This window comes from Saccharothrix hoggarensis (assembly GCF_052936025.1).
In genome coordinates, this window is record NZ_CP193624.1 from 1 (window position 1) to 17,560 (window position 17,560).

Here is a 17,560-nt window from a genome sequence, read left to right on the forward strand (position 1 = left end):
GTGTCCGACCACCAGGCCGATCTGGGTCTCGTGTGGGAGCAGGTCGTGCAGGAGCTAGCCGCCAGCACGTTGTCTCCCCAGCAACGCGCGTGGATGCGCGTGACCAGACCCATCGGGCTGCTCGACGGGACCGCCCTGCTCGCCGCGCCGAGCGACTTCGCCAAGGAAGCCATCGAGCGCGCGCTCCGCGAACCCATCACCGCGGCGCTGTCGCGTCGCCTCGGCCGTGCCGTGTCGCTGGCCGTGAAGGTCGACTCGCCCGACCCCCTGACCGGACCGATCGCGGTGCCCGGCGCCGTGCCGGTCGCGATGCCGGCCCCGGTGCCCGTCGGCGGCGGCGGCCTGGTCGTCGAGGCCGAGACCGAGGGTGACGCCGAGGGCGAGGGCGACGAGGTCGACGAAGAGGGCGAGGCGCTCGCCGCCGTCACCGAGATCTGGCCCACGTTCGGCGGCGGCCACGCCGCGCCGAGCGGCACCCCGTACACCCGGCCGGCGAACCCCGTGGCGTCGCAGACCCGGCTGAACGAGAAGTACAACTTCGACACGTTCGTCATCGGCGCGTCCAACCGCTTCGCGCACGCCGCGGCCGTGGCCGTGGCCGAGGCGCCCGCCCGCGCGTACAACCCCCTGTTCATCTGGGGCGAGTCCGGGCTCGGCAAGACGCACCTGCTGCACGCCGTCGGGCACTACGCGCAGCGGCTGTTCCCCGGCATGCGCGTGCGGTACGTGTCGACCGAGGAGTTCACGAACGACTTCATCAACTCCCTGCGCGACGACCGCAAGGTCGCCTTCCAGCGCCGGTACCGGGACATCGACGTGCTGCTCGTCGACGACATCCAGTTCCTGGAGGGCAAGGAAGGCACGCAGGAGGAGTTCTTCCACACGTTCAACACGCTCCACAACGCGAACAAGCAGATCGTCGTGTCGTCCGACCGGCCGCCCAAGCGGCTGGAGACGTTGGAGGACCGGCTGCGGACGCGGTTCGAGTGGGGCCTGATCACGGACATCCAGCCGCCCGAGCTGGAGACCCGGATCGCGATCCTGCGGAAGAAGGCGGCCCAGGACCGCCTCGCCGCGCCGGCCGAGGTGCTGGAGTTCATCGCGGCGCGGATCGAGCGGAACATCCGCGAGCTCGAAGGCGCCCTGATCCGCGTGACGGCGTTCGCCTCGCTGAACCGGCAGCCGGTCGACGTGCAGCTGGCGGAGATAGTGCTGCGCGACCTCATCCCGGACTCGCACGCCCCCGAGATCACCGCGCCGACCATCATGGCCGTGACGGCGGAGTTCTTCAGCGTGTCCATAGACGATCTCTGTGGCCCGGGCAAGACCAAGGTGCTGGCGCAGGCGAGGCAGATCTCGATGTACCTGTGCCGTGAGCTGACGGACCTCTCGCTGCCGAAGATCGGTCAGACCTTCGGCGGCCGCGACCACACGACGGTCATGCACGCGGACAAGAAGATCCGCAAGGAGATGGCCGAGCGCCGCCGGGTGTACGAGCAGGTCCAGGAGCTGACGTCGCGCATCAAGCAGCGCGCCCGTCACACCCCCTGACCTCCCCGCAAACGCTTGCGCCCCCACTGCGCACGCCGCGCACACCGCTGACCTCACCGGACCCACCTCCGGCGCCCCGGCGTGCGCTGGGCGGCCTCGCCGCAGCCGGGCTCACGCCACACCCCAGCCGGATCTGAGCGGTCGAGCCGGGGCTGGTGGCCTCGGTGCGACGGCAGGAGGCGGCGACCGGGTGAAGAGGGCACAGCGGGCGGATCGGGTCTGAGTCGGACGGGTGCGCCCAGGCCGGGCGAGTCCAACCGGGTCCGTGGCTTCAACCCACCGCTCCGAGGCACCGCCGGCCCACCGCTCCGGGCCGCCGCCCGTCCGTCCGCGCCGCCGCGACCCGGCAGCCTTCTCATGGAATCCGGCAGCCGCCCGTCCCGCCCGGTCCACGACCCCCGTTCGCGCCCTCGCCGGTTCGCGACCCCGCCCCATCGCGACCCCGCCCCATCGCGACCCCACCCGCGTCCGCCGTCCCCGGGTGCCGGCGCTCGCACCCGGGGACGGCTCGAACCGCACCCGGGTGCGCCGGGGTCGGCGGGTGGCGGGCCGGTCGCACCCGGGTGCGGCGCCCGCGGGGGCGGACCGCGGGGGCGGAAACCCGGGTGTAGAAGTCGGGTTTCGGGCAATCCCCAGGGTCACATCGGCATGTCGCCCAAACGTGGACATCGGGACCGGGTGGGCGGCGAAACGAGGCCCCGCACGGGGTTCACGGCCCGGACCGGCCGGTGGAAGCGCAGGTGAACGGCCGGGCGCGAGTTGTCCACAGGCTCGAAAAGCCGCCCCGACGGGCGAGATCCGCGCCACGATCACCCTGTGCAGCACCCGGGTACAACTCGGCCCACACCCGGGGATTAACCCGGGGACAACTCGGCCTGCCTGTGGACCGAACGGACCATCCCCATAGTTCTCCCCGGGTGCGCCGACTTGTCCCCGGGTGACACCCCGTGCCCATCCACACCTCCAAGTGGGCGACACGCTGCGAGAACAGAGGTTGTCCACACAATCCACAGCCCCTACTGCTGTTGCTGTTGTCTTCCCTTGAAGAGATGAACAAAGAAAAAACAGGCGGTGGTCGAGCCCGGGGACGGACGCTCGGCAGCGCCTTGCCCCGGGGGTCGCCCCGAGGTGACGAAGTCGGCCCCGACGCTCTACGGTGGGGAGCCTCCGCGCCGTGGGTCGGAAGATCCGGCGAGGGACGCGGCTCCCCAACCCCCACCGCAACGCATGCTGTTGTTGGTCATGCCGACTTGAGGAAGGACGCCTCATGAAGATCCGCGTCGAGCGCGACGGCTTGGCCGACGCCGTCGCCTGGGTCGCCCGCAGCCTGCCGTCCAGGCCGCCTGTCCCGGTGCTCGGTGGCGTCCTGCTCGACGCCGGGGCGGAGGACGGCTCCGGCGAGGCGCTGACGGTCTCCGGGTTCGACTACGAGGTGTCCGCCCAGTGCGGCGTCCCCGCCACGATCGCCGACGGCGGCAAGGCGCTCGTCTCCGGCCGGCTCCTGGCGGACATCACCAAGGCGCTCCCGAACCACCCGGTGGAGATCGCGGTCGACGGGTCGCGGATGACGATCTCGTGCGGCAGCGCCCGCTTCAGCCTGCCGACCATGCCGGTCGAGGACTACCCGCAGCTGCCGTCCATGCCGCAGCTCGCCGGGGAGCTGCCCGGCGAGATCTTCGGCGAGGCCGTGAACCAGGTCGCCGTCGCGGCGGGCAAGGACGACACGCTGCCGATGCTGACCGGCGTCCGGCTGGAGATCGGCGAGGGGAAGCTGACCCTCGTCGCCACGGACCGCTTCCGGCTCGCCATGCGCGAGTTCCCGTGGGAGCCGAACGAGTCGCTCGGCGAGGTCGCCGTGCTCGTCCCGGCGAAGACCCTGAACGACTCCGCGAAGACGCTGGGCGCGTCCGGCGCGAAGATCGAGCTGTCCCTCGCCGCGAACGACGGCCTGCTCGGCCTGTCCGGCACGGGCCGCCGCACGACCACCCGCCTGCTCGACGCCGACTTCCCCAAGTACCGCCAGCTGCTGCCCACCGAGCACTCGGCCGCCGCGATCATCGAGGTCGACGCGCTGGTGCAGGCGATCAAGCGCGTGTCGCTGGTCGCCGAGCGCGGCACGCAGGTCCGGCTGGAGTTCGTCGACAGCACGCTGCGCCTGTCCGCCGGCGGTGACGACGAGGGCAGCGCCGAGGAGGAGCTGCCGGTCGACTACACCGGCGAGCCGGTGACGATCGCGTTCAACCCGACCTACCTCCACGACGGGCTCCAGGCCGTCCGCACGCCGAAGGCGCACTTGTCCTTCACCACACCCAGTCGGCCCGCACTGCTGAAGCCGGTGGACGAGGATGGGAACGTGGCGCCGGGCTACCTCTACCTGTTGATGCCCGTGCGCCTGCCCGGCTGATCCACAACGCCATCCACAGACGCTAGGGAAGAGGAACGACCGTGCAGCTCGGACTCGTCGGCCTCGGCAAGATGGGCTTCAACATGCGCGAGCGGATTCGCCGCGCGGGGCACGAGGTGGTCGGCTACGACCGCAACCCGGAAGTCTCGGACGCCGACTCGCTCGCCGACATGGTGGGCAAGCTCGCCGCACCGCGCCTGGTGTGGGTCATGGTCCCGGCCGGTGACATCACCCGGCAGACGATCGCCGACCTCGGCGACCTGCTGGAGCCGGGCGACCTGGTGATCGACGGCGGCAACTCCCGCTTCACCGACGACGAGGTCAACGCCAAGGCGCTGGCCGACAAGGGCATCGGCTACATGGACGCCGGCGTGTCCGGTGGCGTGTGGGGCCTGGAGAACGGCTACGGCCTGATGGTCGGCGGCGACGCCGAGCACGTCGAGCGCGCCATGCCGATCTTCGACGCGCTGCGTCCGGAGGGTCCGCGCGAGGAGGGCTTCGCGCACGCGGGCCGGATCGGCGCGGGCCACTTCGCGAAGATGGTCCACAACGGCATCGAGTACGGCCTGATGCAGGCCTACGCCGAGGGCTTCGAGCTGCTGGAGGCGTCGAAGCTGGTGGAGAACGTGCCGGCGACGATCAAGGCGTGGCAGCGCGGCACGGTGGTCCGCTCGTGGCTGCTGGACCTGCTCGTCCGGGCGCTGGAGTCGGACCCGGAGCTGGACGACCTGCGCGGCCACGTCGAGGACTCCGGCGAGGGCCGGTGGACCGTCGAGGAGGCGATCAAGCACGCGGTGCCCGCGCCGGTGATCTCCGCCGCGCTGTTCGCCCGGTTCGCCTCCCGCCAAGAGGACTCGCCGGCGATGCGCGCGGTGGCGGCGCTGCGCAACCAGTTCGGTGGCCACGCCGTGCAGACCGCCGGTCCCACGTCCGGTTCTGGCTCGACGCAGAGCTGACCCGTTGTACGTGCGGCACCTGCAAGTCACCGACTTCAGGTCGTGGGAGCACGCGGACCTGGCGTTCGAGCCGGGGGTGAGCGTGCTGGTCGGGCGCAACGGCCAGGGCAAGACGAACCTGGTCGAGGCGCTGGGGTACGTGGCCACCCTGGGTTCGCACCGGGTGGCCACGGACGCGCCGCTGATCCGGCACGGCGCGCCGCGCGCGGTCGTCCGCACGGCGGTGGTGAACGAGGGTCGCGAGCTGCTGGTCGAGCTGGAGATCACGCCGGGCAAGGCGAACCGGGCGCGGATCAACCGCGGCCCGGTGCCGCGTCCGCGCGACGTGCTGGGCATCTTGCGCACGGTGCTGTTCGCGCCGGAGGACCTGGCGCTGGTGCGCGGCGACCCCGGCGAGCGGCGGCGGTTCCTCGACGAGCTGCTGACGACGCGCGCGCCCCGGTACGCGGGCGTGCGCGGCGACTACGAGCGGGTGCTGAAGCAGCGGGGCGCGCTGCTGAAGAGCGTGCGCGCGTCGCGGGGTGCGGACCTCGGCACCCTCGACGTGTGGGACGGGCACCTGGCGCGGCACGGCGCGGAGCTGCTGGCCGCGCGGCTGGACCTGGTCGCCGACATCGCGCCGCACGTCGCCGCGGCGTACGCGGAGGTGGCGCCGGAGTCGCGGCCGGCGCGCATCGCCTACCGGTCGAGCCTGGGTGAGGCGTTTCCGGACTCGCACGACCGGGAGGTGCTGGAGGACGCGCTGCTCGCCGAGCTGCACCGGGTGCGCGGGCAGGAGGTCGAGCGGGGCGTGTGCCTGGTCGGGCCGCACCGCGACGACCTCGACCTGGCGCTGGGCGAGCTGCCCGCGAAGGGCTACGCCAGTCACGGAGAGTCGTGGTCCTTCGCGTTGGCGCTGCGCCTCGGCGGGTACGAGCTGCTGCGTGTCGAGGGCGCCGAACCGGTGCTCGTGCTGGACGATGTGTTCGCGGAACTGGATCGCGGCAGGCGGCGGCAGCTGGCGAAGGTGGCGGCCGGCGCCGAGCAGGTGTTGATCACCGCCGCGGTCGCGGAGGACGTGCCGGACGAGCTGGACGGCGCCCGGTTCGACGTTGGCCACGGGGAGGTGCGTCGTGTCTGACCAACTGCCCCAATCGGGTGTGAGCGGCCCCACATCTGGGGACAACCCTGTGGATGGTGTGGATAACTCGCCGGAAAAACCGGACATATCCACAGCCCACGTCACTCCGACGAGTGGATTGAGGGGTGCGGACCTCGCCCGCGCCGCGCTGGAGGCAGCCCGCGCCTCGGCGAAGGAGCGCGGCGCGCGCGGTGTCCGCAAGGGCGGGGCGGCTCCCGCCGGTCGTCGTCGGCGACGTCGCTGGTCGGGGCCCGGCCCGGACGACCGCGACCCCCAGCCGCTGGGCCGGCTGGCCGCCCGGATCGCCGCCGACCGGGGCTGGGCGGAGCGGCTGGCGGGTGGCCAGGTGTTCGCGCGGTGGGGGAAACTGGTCGGTGAGGACGTGGCCGAGCACGCGCAGCCCGTCGCGTTCAGTGACGGCGAGCTGACGGTGCAGGCCGACTCGACGGCGTGGGCGACCCAGCTGCGGCTGCTCCAGCGCGACCTGCTGAAGCGCATCGCCGCCGGGGTCGGCAACGGCGTGGTGAAGACGCTGAAGGTCCAGGGTCCGGCGGCGCCGAGCTGGCGGTACGGCCCCAGGCACGTTCCGGGCCGCGGACCCCGTGACACCTACGGGTGAGCGACGTCAGGGCCGCAGCGGCGATTCTGTGGCGCGATGAGCGCTCACCAGTCGATTTTGACCCCGTGAACGGCCGTCGGCACCCATCTGCGTTCACTTCCGGCCGCCTGTGAGCGAACCAGGGGTGTCCTTGGTGGGTTTCTGCGTCGCTGCCCCGGTAGGATCGAGGGGTAGCGTGACCCCAGCGTCGCCAGGCGACGATCGCAGTCGCTAGAAGTCTGAGGAGACACCGAGCCCGTGGCAGCCAAGAAGAATGAGTACAGCGCGTCTTCGATCACCGTCCTCGAGGGCTTGGAGGCGGTCCGCAAGCGGCCAGGCATGTACATCGGGTCCACCGGCGAACGAGGGCTGCACCACCTGATCCAGGAGGTCGTGGACAACTCCGTCGACGAGGCGATGGCCGGTCACGCCACCGTGGTCGACGTGACGCTTCTGGCCAACGGCGGTGTCCGGGTGATCGACGACGGCCGCGGCATCCCGATCGACATGCACCCGGTGGAGAAGCGGCCCACGCTCGAAGTCGTGCTGACCAAGCTGCACGCCGGCGGCAAGTTCGACAGCGACTCCTACGCGGTGTCCGGCGGTCTGCACGGCGTCGGCATCTCCGTGGTGAACGCGCTGTCCACCGCAGTGGACGTGGAGGTCAAGCGTCAGGGTTTCACGTGGAACCAGCGCTTCGAGAACACCAAGCCCGCGCACGAGCTGACCAAGGGCGAGCCGACCGACGAGACCGGCACGGCGATCACGTTCTGGGCCGACCCGCAGATCTTCGAGACCACCGACTACAACATCGAGACGATCTCGCGCCGCCTGCAGGAGATGGCCTTCCTCAACAAGGGCCTCACGATCATCCTGCGCGACGAGCGCGTGCGGGACGAGGACGCGGTCGCGGACGCCGAGGGCCACGTGGCCGCCGTGCGCGAGCGCACCTTCCACTACCCGGGTGGCCTGGAGGACTTCGTCCGCCACATCAACCACACCCGCGAGGCCGTGCACCAGAAGGTCGTCTCGTTCGAGGCCAAGGGCGAGGACCTCGAGGTCGAGGTGGCGATGCAGTGGAACACCGGCTACACGCCGTCGGTGTACACGTTCGCCAACACGATCAACACCCACGAGGGCGGCACGCACGAGGAGGGCTTCCGCGCCGCGCTGACCCGCGTGGTCAACGAGTACGCGCGCGACAAGAAGCTGCTGAAGGAGAAGGACAGCAACCTCACCGGCGACGACATCCGCGAGGGCCTGGCCGCGATCATCTCGGTCAAGCTCAAGGAGCCGCAGTTCGAGGGCCAGACGAAGACCAAGCTGGGCAACAGCGAGGCCAAGTCGTTCGTGCAGAAGTCGACCAACGAGCACCTGGCCGACTGGTTCGAGCGTCACCCGAACGAGGCGCGGACGATCGTCACCAAGGCGGTCTCCTCGGCGCAGGCCCGCATCGCCGCCCGCAAGGCTCGTGAGCTGGTGCGCCGCAAGGGCGCGCTGGACATCGGCGGCCTGCCCGGCAAGCTCAAGGACTGCCGCTCCACCAACCCGGAGGAGTGCGAGATCTACGTCGTGGAGGGCGACTCCGCGGGCGGCTCGGCCAAGGAGGGCCGGGACTCCATGTTCCAGGCGATCCTGCCGATCCGGGGCAAGATCATCAACGTGGAGAAGGCGCGCATCGACCGCGTGCTGAAGAACAACGAGGTCCAGTCGCTGATCACGGCGTTCGGCACGGGCATCCACGAGGACTTCGACCTCAGCAAGCTGCGGTACCACAAGATCGTGCTGATGGCCGACGCCGACGTGGACGGCCAGCACATCCGCACGCTGCTGCTGACCCTGCTGTTCCGCTTCATGCGCCCGCTGATCGAGCACGGCCACGTGTACCTCGCGCAGCCGCCGCTCTACAAGATCAAGTGGCAGCGGGCCGACCCGGAGTACGCCTACTCCGACCGCGAGCGCGACGGCCTCCTCCGAGCGGGCCTCGCCGCCGGCAAGAAGATCGGCAAGGAAGACAACATCCAGCGCTACAAGGGCCTCGGCGAGATGAACGCCGCCGAGCTGTGGGAGACCACGATGGACCCGGCCAACCGGGTGCTGCTGCAGGTGACGATGGACGACGCCGCGACGGCCGACGAGCTGTTCAGCGTGCTGATGGGCGAGGACGTGGAAGCCCGCCGCTCCTTCATCACCCGCAACGCCAAGGGCGTGCGGTTCCTCGACGTCTGATCCTCTCCCCGGCCCCTGTTAAGGAAGTAGAACCTTGAGCGAGACGACGCTGCCCCCGGCCGGTGGAGACCGCACCGAGCCGCGCGACATCCAGCAGGAGATGCAGAACTCGTACATCGACTACGCGATGAGCGTGATCGTGGGACGAGCGCTGCCCGACGTGCGCGACGGCCTGAAGCCCGTCCACGTCCGCGTGCTGTACTCGATGTTCGACTCGGGCTTCCGCCCGGACCGCGCCTACAACAAGTGCGCCCGCGTGGTCGGCGACGTGATGGGCAACTACCACCCCCACGGCGACTCCGCGATCTACGACGCGCTGGTCCGCCTCGCCCAGCCGTGGGCGCTGCGCTACCCGTTGATCGACGGCCAGGGCAACTTCGGCTCCCAGGGCAACGACCCGGCAGCCGCCATGAGGTACACCGAGTGCCGGCTCACGCCGTTGGCCATGCACATGCTGGCCGACATCGAGGAAGAGACGGTCGACTTCCGCGACAACTACGACGGCCGCATCCAGGAGCCGACGGTCCTGCCGTCGCGCGTGCCCAACCTGCTCATCAACGGCAGCTCGGGCATCGCGGTCGGCATGGCGACCAACATCCCGCCGCACAACCTCCGCGAGGTCGCCGAGGGCGTCGTGTGGGCGCTGGACAACGCCGAGGCCTCCGACGAGGAGACCCTCGAAGCGATGATCGCCCGCATCAAGGGCCCCGACTTCCCGACGTACGGGCAGATCCTGGGCACGGCGGGCATCGAGGACGCGTACCGCACCGGCCGCGGCTCGGTGAAGATGCGCGCCGTCGTGGAGATCGACGAGGACACCAAGGGCCGCACGATCCTGGTCGTCACCGAGCTGCCCTACCAGGTGAACCCGGACAACCTGGTCGAGAACATCGCCACCCTGGTCCGCGACCAGAAGCTCACCGGCATCGCCAACATCGCCGACGAGTCCAACCGGCGTTCCGGCATGCGCATCGTGATCACGCTGAAGCGCGACGCGGTGGCCAAGGTCGTGCTGAACAACCTCTACAAGCACACCCAGCTGCAGTACTCCTTCGGGGTGAACATGCTGTCGCTCGTCGACGGCGTGCCCCGCACGTTGCGCCTGGACCAGATGATCCGGCACTACGTGAAGCACCAGATCGAGGTCATCGTCCGGCGCACGCGCTTCCGGCTTCGCAAGGCCGAGGAGCGGGCCCACCTGCTGCGCGGCCTGGTCAAGGCGCTCGACCAGCTCGACGCCGTGATCGCGCTGATCCGCCGGTCGGACACGCCCGAGGTGGCGCGCACCGGCCTGATGGAGCTGCTCGACGTCGACGAGATCCAGGCCAACGCGATCCTGGAGATGCAGCTCCGCCGCCTGGCGGCCCTGGAGCGGCAGAAGATCGTCGACCAGCTGGCCGAGATCGAGCTGGAGATCGCCGACTACAAGGACATCCTCGACAAGCCGGAGCGGCAGCGCGCGATCGTGCGCGAAGAGCTGATGGCGATCGTGGACAAGCACGGCGACGACCGGCGCACCCGGATCGTGCCGTTCGACGGCGACGTGTCCATGGAAGACCTGATCGCGGTCGAGGACGTCGTCGTCACGATCACTCGGACGGGTTACGCGAAGCGCACGAAGACCGACCTGTACCGCTCGCAGAAGCGCGGCGGCAAGGGCGTCCAGGGCGCCCAGCTCAAGCAGGACGACATCGTGCAGCACTTCTTCGTGTGCTCCACGCACGACTGGATCCTCTTCTTCACGAACAAGGGCCGGGTGTACCGGGCGAAGGCCTACGAGCTGCCCGAGGCCAACCGCAACGCGCGCGGCCAGCACGTGGCGAACCTCCTGGCGTTCCAGCCGGAGGAGGAGATCGCCCAGGTCATCCAGATCAAGAACTACGACGTGGCGCCGTACCTGGTGCTCGCCACCAAGAAGGGCCTGGTCAAGAAGTCGAAGCTGTCGGACTTCGACTCCAACCGGTCGGGTGGCCTGATCGGCATCAACCTGCGTGACGACGACGAGCTGGTCGGCGCGGTGCTGTGCTCGGCGACCGACGACCTGCTGCTCGTCTCGAAGGACGGCCAGTCCATCCGGTTCCACGCGAGCGACGAGGCGCTGCGCCCGATGGGCCGGGCCACGTCCGGCGTCCTGGGCATGCGGTTCAACAGCGGCGACGAGCTGCTGTCGATGGGTGTCGTCCAAGAGGGTTTGTTTGTTTTGGTGGCGACCGACGGCGGGTACGCCAAGCGCACGCCGATCGAGGACTACCCCGTCCAGGGTCGTGGTGGCAAGGGTGTGCTCACCATCCAGCACGACCGCAGGCGTGGGAGGCTGGTCGGCGCGCTCATCGTCGACGTCGACGACGAGCTGTACGCGATCACTTCCTCGGGCGGGGTCATCAGGACCAGTGCCAAGGAGGTGCGCAAGGCAGGACGGCAGACGAAGGGCGTCCGGTTGATGAACCTCGGCGAGGGGACCACCCTGATCGCGGTGGCGCGCAACGCGGATGAGCCCACCGACGTCACCAGTGGTGACGGGGACGACCAGGCTGAGCCTGCGAACTAGCGCGAACGAGAGGTTGAGGACTGCTCGTGACTCCACCCGAGAAGCCAGAGGACAAGACCGCGGTGATCACCCGGCCCGGTGCCGAGCCGACACCGGCGGACGGCGCCGAGAAGCCGGCGGTCGACGCCTCGGGGGCGTCCGAGCAGCCCGAGGCGCCGGCGGCGGACCGGGACGCCAAGGAAGCGGCCCGGGACGACCACCACGCCGCCGCGCCGCCGCCGTGGCAGCGCGTGACCACCGACGCCCAGTACGCCGAGGCGCAGCAGGTCGGCCCGGACGACCTGATGTCGCCCCCGGAGCAGCAGACCGTCGAGGCGCAGCAGCCGGCGTACCCGGCGAACGACCCGGACACGGTGGCCGTGGCGCGGCCCGTCGTGACCGGCTCGGCCGCGCCCGGCGGCGCCCGCACGCAGGTGAACCTGGGCGCGGCCAACGGCGGTCGTCCGGCCGCCGCGCCGTCGGCCCGCCGTCCGGGGCGCGGGCCGCGCCGGGCGAGCCTGCAGGTCAAGCGGGTCGACCCGTGGTCGGTGCTGAAGCTGGCCCTGGTGCTGAGCGTGGCGCTGTTCTTCGTCTGGCTCGTGGCGGTCGGCGTGCTGTACGGCGTGCTGAACGGCATGGGCGTGTGGGACAAGATCAACAACACCGCGAACGACCTGCTCCAGGGCAACGAGCCCAGCGGTGACCCGCTGATCAGCGCCGGTCGCGTGTTCGGCGTGGCGGCCATCGTGGGCGCGGTGAACATCGTCCTGTTCACCGCCCTGGCGACCGTCGGGTCGTTCGTCTACAACGTGTCGGCTGATCTTGCGGGCGGCCTGGAAGTGACCTTGTCCGAGCGCGAGTGACCGGGTCACCACCCGATTTGGGGCGGCGACGGGAGGTGCTGTAGTCTTGCCGTCGTTGCCCCGAGGGCCTATAGCTCAGACGGTTAGAGCGCTTCGCTGATAACGAAGAGGTCGGAGGTTCGAGTCCTCCTAGGCCCACCGGAAGTTCACAGGTGTTGCAGAGGGGAATCGCCGTGAAGAAGATCATCGCACTAGTCGCAGTCGCCGGTGCGGTCCTGTTCTTCGTCAAGCGCAGCCGCTCGGCCAAGGCCGACGACGACTTGTGGCGCGAGGCCACGGCTCCCACGGTCTGACCCGCGAGGGCGGTCCATCTGCCGCCCCCGTGAGGGGACGTAGCTCAATTGGCAGAGCACCGCCTTTGCAAGGCGGGGGTTAGGGGTTCGATTCCCCTCGTCTCCACGAGCTCATGAGCGAGGTGTGTTCGCGGAAAGCGCGAACCTGCCTCGCTCGTCGCTTTTTCTGGGGGTGCGACCCCCAGGCCTCGCCCGGGAGGCTTCACCCCCGGAACCCCCTCCGGGGCGCTGCGCCCCCGGACCCCCGCGACTGCGGGCTGGGGGGCCACGAAGTGGGGCCGCTGGTGCCCGGACTGCGGGCCGGAAGGCCACGTGGTGGAGTCGCCGGTGGCGGGCTGAGCGGTGGGCCGTCTGGGGGCGTTCGGTGACTGTGAAGGTTTGACCCCGTCGGGCGGGGGCGAAAGTTTCGGGTCTCGTGTTTACTGGGAGTGTGGTCCCGGTTCGCCGGGGCCGCGATCGCGGAAGGCAACAAGTGAGGGCCCGCACCCAATGCCGCTGGGTGCGGGCCCTCGTTCTGCCCACTGTTACGCGTTGACCAACGCTTGTTCCCGCTTGCGCGCGGCGATCACCTTGTCCACGGCCCAAGCGCCGGGACCGGTGAACGCCAGCAGCAGGAACACCCACGCGTACACCGCGGCCAGCTCGCCCTTGTTCTGGATGGGCAGGAGCCCGGCGTGCTGGTGGACGACGAAGTACGCGTAGGCCATCGCACCGGAAGAGAGCAGCGCGGCGTACCGGGTGCCGAGGCCGATGACGATCATCGCGCCACCGACGAACTCGATCAGACCGGCCGGGCCGGCAGGCCAGTCGGTGATCGACACGGCACCCTTGGACCCGAGCACGCCGAACAGCTTCTGCGCGCCGTGGCACATGAACAGCACGCCGATCACAATCCGGAACACAGCGATGGCTTGGTCTCGACCGCGGTCAAAGATGGTCATCTTGACTCAGTCCTCACATTGCAGGGGCGGCCGGCAGGGTGAGGACAACGCTAACGGGCATGACGTTATGTGCCTAGGTGGTCACGGTGTCGATTCACCTTCTTGCATCTGATTGACTGGCTGCCCTATGAACCGAGTGCTGCACACCACCCTGCCTTCCCTGCTGGTCATCGGCGCCTTGACCGCCTGCGGCACCGCCGAACCCGCCGCGGCCCCTCCCGCCACGACCAGCGCGGCGGCGACCACGACGACCACGACACCCGCCGGACCGCCACCCGTGCCGGAGCCGACCGCCGACGGCCAGTGCCCCTACCTGGCGTCCTCCTTCGTGCAGGAGGCGAACGGCCAGCTCGCGCCGAGGGTTCGGCTGTCCGCAGACCGGCCCAACCCGGCGTGCTTCTTCTACGCGAACGCCAAGGACGTGCAGCTGTCCGTCTGGGTGTTCCAGGGCGACCCGGAGACGGCGAAGGCCGTGGTCGACCGGGCGGCGCCGGTGGCGTCGTCCAACCCGGCGACGGCGCCCGACGGCTGGACGGGCGGGGCGGTGACCACGGACACGGGCGCGGTCTACGCGGTCTCCAAGGACGGCGCGGCGGTGGTCGTGACCAGCAACCAGAAGCAGACGATCAAGACGCGCCGGATCGCCGAGACGGTCGTCGGCAACCTCGGCCTCTGACGCACGGCTTCGCGCCCGTCCCGGAGCGGGGCGGGCGCGAGGTGCCGGTGGCGGTCAGCTGCGGCTGTGCTGGTCCGAGACCTGGCCGTTGCGGGCCGCGTGCACGGTCTCGGTCGTCGCCCCCGGAGTGGTGGTCGGGCGGTCGGTGGGCTCGGCCGTGATCTCCACGTCCTCCTCCTGCAACCGCACCTCCTGCGGCCGCTTGGTCAGCGCCACGTACCCCGCGACCGCGGCGGCGATGAACACGCCGAGCACCCACGGCCAGCGGCGGCGGTTGGGCTGCTTGGCCGACGCCATCTCCTTGCGCGCCTGCTTCGCGGCCTTGCGGACGTCCTTCGCGCGGACCTTCGCCTCCTTGCGCGCCCGCTCGGCGGCCTTCACGACGTCCTTGCGGACGCCCTTGGCCCTCTTCGCGAGCTGCTTGCGGCTCCGGCGGGTGGACTTCTCGACCTCTTCGGCCTTCTCCACCAGCAGACCCGCCTTGTCGGCGACGACACCCCGGACGAAGTCCTTGGTCACACCGCGCTCGGCGAGCTTGCCCTCGGCGCGTTCCGCGAGTTGCACGGCCGCGCTAGCACCGACGTGACCAGCGCGGACGGCACCGAGGCGGGCTGCGCGCACCGCCTTGCCGACCGACTCCCCGGCCCGGGTCATGGCGTCTACCTCATCCATATCTCGCTCCAGCAGCTGTCGGTCAGTCACGTACCAGGCTGTACCCATCGTGCCCCTTCCCCAACCACCTCGCCCGGTGATGGCACGATGGTGTGCGTGGCAGACAGCAACGAATCGTTCGTCGGGACCAAGGTGACGGCGACCCTGCACACCTCGCAGGGCGACATCCGCATCAACCTCTTCCCCGACCACGCTCCCAAGACGGTGGCCAACTTCGTCGGCCTGGCCGAGGGCACGAAGAACTACTCCGAGCCCAACGCGAAGGGTGAGCAGACCGGCCCGTTCTACGACGGTGCGATCTTCCACCGCGTGATCGCGGGCTTCATGCTCCAGGGCGGCGACCCGACCGGCACCGGCCGCGGCGGCCCCGGCTACAAGTTCGCCGACGAGTTCCACCCGGAGCTCCAGTTCAACAAGCCGTACCTGCTGGCGATGGCCAACTCGGGCCCCAACACCAACGGCTCGCAGTTCTTCGTCACGGTCGCGCCGACCACGTGGCTGAACTTCAAGCACACGATCTTCGGCGAGGTCGCGGACCAGGAGTCGCGCAACGTCGTGGACGCGATCGGCGCGCTGCCGACCGGCGCCGGCGACCGTCCCGTCACCGACGTGGTGATCGAGAAGGTCTCGGTCGAGCGGGCCTGAGTGGCCGATTCGCCGAACTCCCCGCCGCCCGGTGAGCCGGTCGGGGCGCGGCCGGACCAGCCGGTCTGCGTCCGCCACCCCGATCGGGCCACCGGGCTGCGGTGCGTCCGCTGCGACCGGCCCTCGTGCCCGGAGTGCCTGCGCGACGCGTCCGTGGGCTACCAGTGCGTCGACTGCGTGAACGAGGGCCGGCGCACGGTGCGCCGACCGCGGACGTTCGTCGGCGCCGAGGTGACCGGCGGCATGGTCGTCACGCGGGTGCTGATCGCGGTGAACGTGGTCGCGTTCCTCGCGTCCGCCCTGCTGGCGGGCTCGCTGTGGGAGAACTACCAGTCGCGGGAGTTCGCCGACCTGGAGATGTGGCCGGCGGCGGTGTACTTCGGCGAGTGGTGGCGGCTGCTCACGTACGGGTTCCTGCACGTGGGGCCGTTGCACCTGGCGTTCAACATGGTCGCGCTGCACATCCTGGGGCAGAAGCTGGAGCCGGAGTTCGGCCGGCTGAGGTTCCTGGCGGTGTACCTGCTGTCGCAGCTCGGCGGCGGGCTCGCCGTGTACCTGTTCGACAGCGTGGACGTGAGCGTGGCGGGCGCCTCGGGCGCCGTGTACGGCCTGATGGGCGCGTTGCTGCTGGCCGCGGTGCGGGGGCGGTTCGACTTCGGCTTCGTGCTGAGCGTGGTCGTCCTGGCCACGGTGTTCAGCTTCTTCCAGCCCAACCTCTCGCTGCTCGCGCACGGCGGCGGGTTCGTGATCGGCTCGGCGGTGACGGCCGGGCTGGTGTACGCGCCGGCGGTGCGGCGGGAGCGGTGGCACGCCCTGGCGGTCGGCGGCGCGTTCGCGCTGATCGTGGTGATGGCGTTCGTGCGGACCGGCCAGCTGGGCTGACGTGCCGCCGGTCACCCGGACGTGGCGGTCCTACGGTCGGAGGGCGTGGAGGACGTCGGCCACGTCGCGCGGGTCGGTGCCGAGGTCCATCGGGGTGAAGACGAACAGCTCCTCGTCCTCGCCGCGCTTCCAGTCCAGCTCCAGCGTGGCCGTTTCCCGGCCCAGCCGGCGGGTGCGGGCCAGGCGGACCTTCACCTCGTGCCAGGGCAGCAGCCTGGCGCCCGTCAGGGTGCGCACGGTGAGCCCTGAGTCGTCCACCAGGAGCCTCGGGCGCACGAAGGTGCCGTAGGCGCCCAGCGCGAGCAGGAGCAGCGTGGCGAGGCACAGGAAGACCCGACCGGTCGGGTCGGAGCCGATGATCGTGACCAGCAGTGACACGGCGGCGAGGCCCCAGGCGAGGCCGACCATGCCGGGTTGGGGTGACCAGGAACGCGGTGGGTTCACGCTTCCGAGTCTGCCGCACTTGTGGACAACTGGAGCCCCCGACCGGGGCTTGTGCAAATTGGCGCAAAGTTGTCCACAGGAGTTGTCCCCATTGGGGATGACTTACACCCGTGTGCTTCGGTGACCGTCCGGTGAACCAGGTGAACTACCGGGGAACGTGGAACGGCCCGGACGTGGTGCACGTCCGGGCCGTCGGCCACTCGGCGTAGCGCGTGGTCAGCGCCATTTCATGGTCATCAGCAAGCCGACGATCATCAGGGCGAATCCGATGCCGAAGTTCCAGGACCCGAGGTCCATCATCACCGGGACCTTCTCGCCCGCGATGTAGTTGACCACCAGCCACGCCAGCCCCAACAGCATCATGCCGAGCATCACGGCGACGTAGACGGGGTGCGACGGCCCCGCTGCCTTGACCTTCACCGGGGTGCGGCGATCGGCAGGCGCCGTGTAGACGGCCTTCTTGCGGACCTTGGACTTGGGCATGCTGTCCTCGCCTGACGGGTGGATAGGCCTCCAGTGGCGCGAGTTCACGTCCACTGCTGGATGAACACGTTAACGTAACCGAGCAGGTCCCTGAAGCACCGTGTAGTCCTGGAACGTTCGGTTTGGGAGGTTTTCCGGTGAGCTACGACCCGCCTCCGCCGCAAGGCGGCCCGCCGGGCCGGCCGCCACGACCCGGACCCCAGCCACCCCGGACCCCCGGCGAGCAGCCCCCGCCGGGCTACCGGCCACCCACGCCACCAGGTGGTTTCCCCCCGC

15 protein-coding genes, 2 tRNA genes and 1 pseudogene are annotated in these 17,560 nt (G+C 70.2%); 14 read left to right on the forward strand and 4 right to left on the reverse strand.

The features are described 5' to 3' along the window. The 11 genes and pseudogenes from dnaA (at position 1) to ACRAKH_RS00055 (ending at position 12,647) form a co-directional block, all read left to right on the forward strand. Positions 1-1,551, forward strand: coding sequence for a chromosomal replication initiator protein DnaA (gene dnaA, locus ACRAKH_RS00005; RefSeq protein WP_380724027.1), 1,551 nt, complete (start codon positions 1-3; stop codon positions 1,549-1,551). A 1,267-nt stretch (positions 1,552-2,818) separates the two neighbouring features. Further along, positions 2,819-3,955 (forward strand): DNA polymerase III subunit beta, encoded by a 1,137-nt coding sequence (gene dnaN / locus ACRAKH_RS00010; protein WP_380728606.1) that lies wholly within the window; start codon positions 2,819-2,821, stop codon positions 3,953-3,955. A gap of 41 nt (positions 3,956-3,996) precedes the next feature. Continuing rightward, the gene (gene gnd, locus ACRAKH_RS00015; protein ID WP_380728604.1) at positions 3,997-4,911 is read left to right on the forward strand and encodes a phosphogluconate dehydrogenase (NAD(+)-dependent, decarboxylating); all 915 of its coding nucleotides are present in this window, start codon (positions 3,997-3,999) and stop codon (positions 4,909-4,911) included. Positions 4,912-4,915: 4 nt separating this feature from the next. After that, positions 4,916-6,031 carry a DNA replication/repair protein RecF gene (gene recF, locus ACRAKH_RS00020; protein ID WP_380728602.1) on the forward strand — a complete coding sequence of 372 codons (1,116 nt, stop codon included), beginning with the start codon at positions 4,916-4,918 and terminating at the stop codon, positions 6,029-6,031. A 118-nt stretch (positions 6,032-6,149) separates the two neighbouring features. Continuing rightward, entirely contained in the window at positions 6,150-6,650 is a 501-nt protein-coding gene (locus ACRAKH_RS00025) for a DciA family protein (RefSeq protein WP_380728600.1), read from the forward strand. 237 nt (positions 6,651-6,887) lie between these two features. Further along, positions 6,888-8,858 (forward strand): DNA topoisomerase (ATP-hydrolyzing) subunit B, encoded by a 1,971-nt coding sequence (gene gyrB, locus ACRAKH_RS00030; protein ID WP_380728598.1) that lies wholly within the window; start codon positions 6,888-6,890, stop codon positions 8,856-8,858. Positions 8,859-8,892: 34 nt separating this feature from the next. Next, the gene (gene gyrA / locus ACRAKH_RS00035; RefSeq protein WP_380728596.1) at positions 8,893-11,406 is read left to right on the forward strand and encodes a DNA gyrase subunit A; all 2,514 of its coding nucleotides are present in this window, start codon (positions 8,893-8,895) and stop codon (positions 11,404-11,406) included. A gap of 26 nt (positions 11,407-11,432) precedes the next feature. Next, positions 11,433-12,248, forward strand: a complete 816-nt coding sequence (locus tag ACRAKH_RS00040) for a DUF3566 domain-containing protein (protein ID WP_447009543.1) — start codon at positions 11,433-11,435, stop codon at positions 12,246-12,248. Positions 12,249-12,312: 64 nt separating this feature from the next. Further along, positions 12,313-12,386 (forward strand) — tRNA-Ile (locus ACRAKH_RS00045). A 35-nt stretch (positions 12,387-12,421) separates the two neighbouring features. After that, positions 12,422-12,535: pseudogene (locus ACRAKH_RS00050) on the forward strand (DLW-39 family protein); the annotation flags it as partial. A 39-nt stretch (positions 12,536-12,574) separates the two neighbouring features. Then, positions 12,575-12,647 (forward strand) — tRNA-Ala (locus tag ACRAKH_RS00055). 418 nt (positions 12,648-13,065) lie between these two features. Here ACRAKH_RS00055 and ACRAKH_RS00060 read toward each other — a convergent pair. Continuing rightward, a complete protein-coding gene (locus tag ACRAKH_RS00060; RefSeq protein ID WP_380729738.1) occupies positions 13,066-13,443 on the reverse strand; it encodes a DoxX family protein in 378 nt (125 codons plus the stop codon). Positions 13,444-13,609: 166 nt separating this feature from the next. Between ACRAKH_RS00060 and ACRAKH_RS00065 the strand changes: the two genes are divergently transcribed. Continuing rightward, positions 13,610-14,158 carry a DUF2020 domain-containing protein gene (locus ACRAKH_RS00065; RefSeq protein WP_380729740.1) on the forward strand — a complete coding sequence of 183 codons (549 nt, stop codon included), beginning with the start codon at positions 13,610-13,612 and terminating at the stop codon, positions 14,156-14,158. A 54-nt stretch (positions 14,159-14,212) separates the two neighbouring features. On the opposite strand, the gene ACRAKH_RS00070 is transcribed toward ACRAKH_RS00065, so the two are convergent. Further along, positions 14,213-14,722, reverse strand: a complete 510-nt coding sequence (locus tag ACRAKH_RS00070; protein WP_380729742.1) for a hypothetical protein — start codon at positions 14,720-14,722, stop codon at positions 14,213-14,215. Between the two features lie 204 nt (positions 14,723-14,926). Between ACRAKH_RS00070 and ACRAKH_RS00075 the strand changes: the two genes are divergently transcribed. Together ACRAKH_RS00075 and ACRAKH_RS00080 are read left to right on the forward strand one after the other, a co-directional pair. Next, positions 14,927-15,475 carry a peptidylprolyl isomerase gene (locus ACRAKH_RS00075; RefSeq protein ID WP_380729744.1) on the forward strand — a complete coding sequence of 183 codons (549 nt, stop codon included), beginning with the start codon at positions 14,927-14,929 and terminating at the stop codon, positions 15,473-15,475. Beyond that, entirely contained in the window at positions 15,476-16,357 is an 882-nt protein-coding gene (locus ACRAKH_RS00080; RefSeq protein WP_380729746.1) for a rhomboid family intramembrane serine protease, read from the forward strand. A 30-nt stretch (positions 16,358-16,387) separates the two neighbouring features. On the opposite strand, the gene ACRAKH_RS00085 is transcribed toward ACRAKH_RS00080, so the two are convergent. Both ACRAKH_RS00085 and crgA read right to left on the reverse strand, forming a co-directional pair. Further along, positions 16,388-16,801: a PH domain-containing protein gene (locus ACRAKH_RS00085; RefSeq protein ID WP_380729748.1), complete on the reverse strand. Its 414-nt coding sequence runs from the start codon at positions 16,799-16,801 to the stop codon at positions 16,388-16,390. A gap of 216 nt (positions 16,802-17,017) precedes the next feature. Beyond that, a complete protein-coding gene (crgA, locus tag ACRAKH_RS00090) occupies positions 17,018-17,284 on the reverse strand; it encodes a cell division protein CrgA (protein WP_053714567.1) in 267 nt (88 codons plus the stop codon). Positions 17,285-17,560 lie beyond the last annotated feature (276 nt).

Coding starts and splice junctions, on each gene's coding strand:
- crgA (WP_053714567.1), bottom strand. CDS start 17,284: ATGCCCAAGTCCAAGGTCCGCAAGAAGGCCGTCTACACGGCGCCTGCC.
- ACRAKH_RS00065 (WP_380729740.1), top strand. CDS start 13,610: ATGAACCGAGTGCTGCACACCACCCTGCCTTCCCTGCTGGTCATCGGC.
- dnaN (WP_380728606.1), top strand. CDS start 2,819: ATGAAGATCCGCGTCGAGCGCGACGGCTTGGCCGACGCCGTCGCCTGG.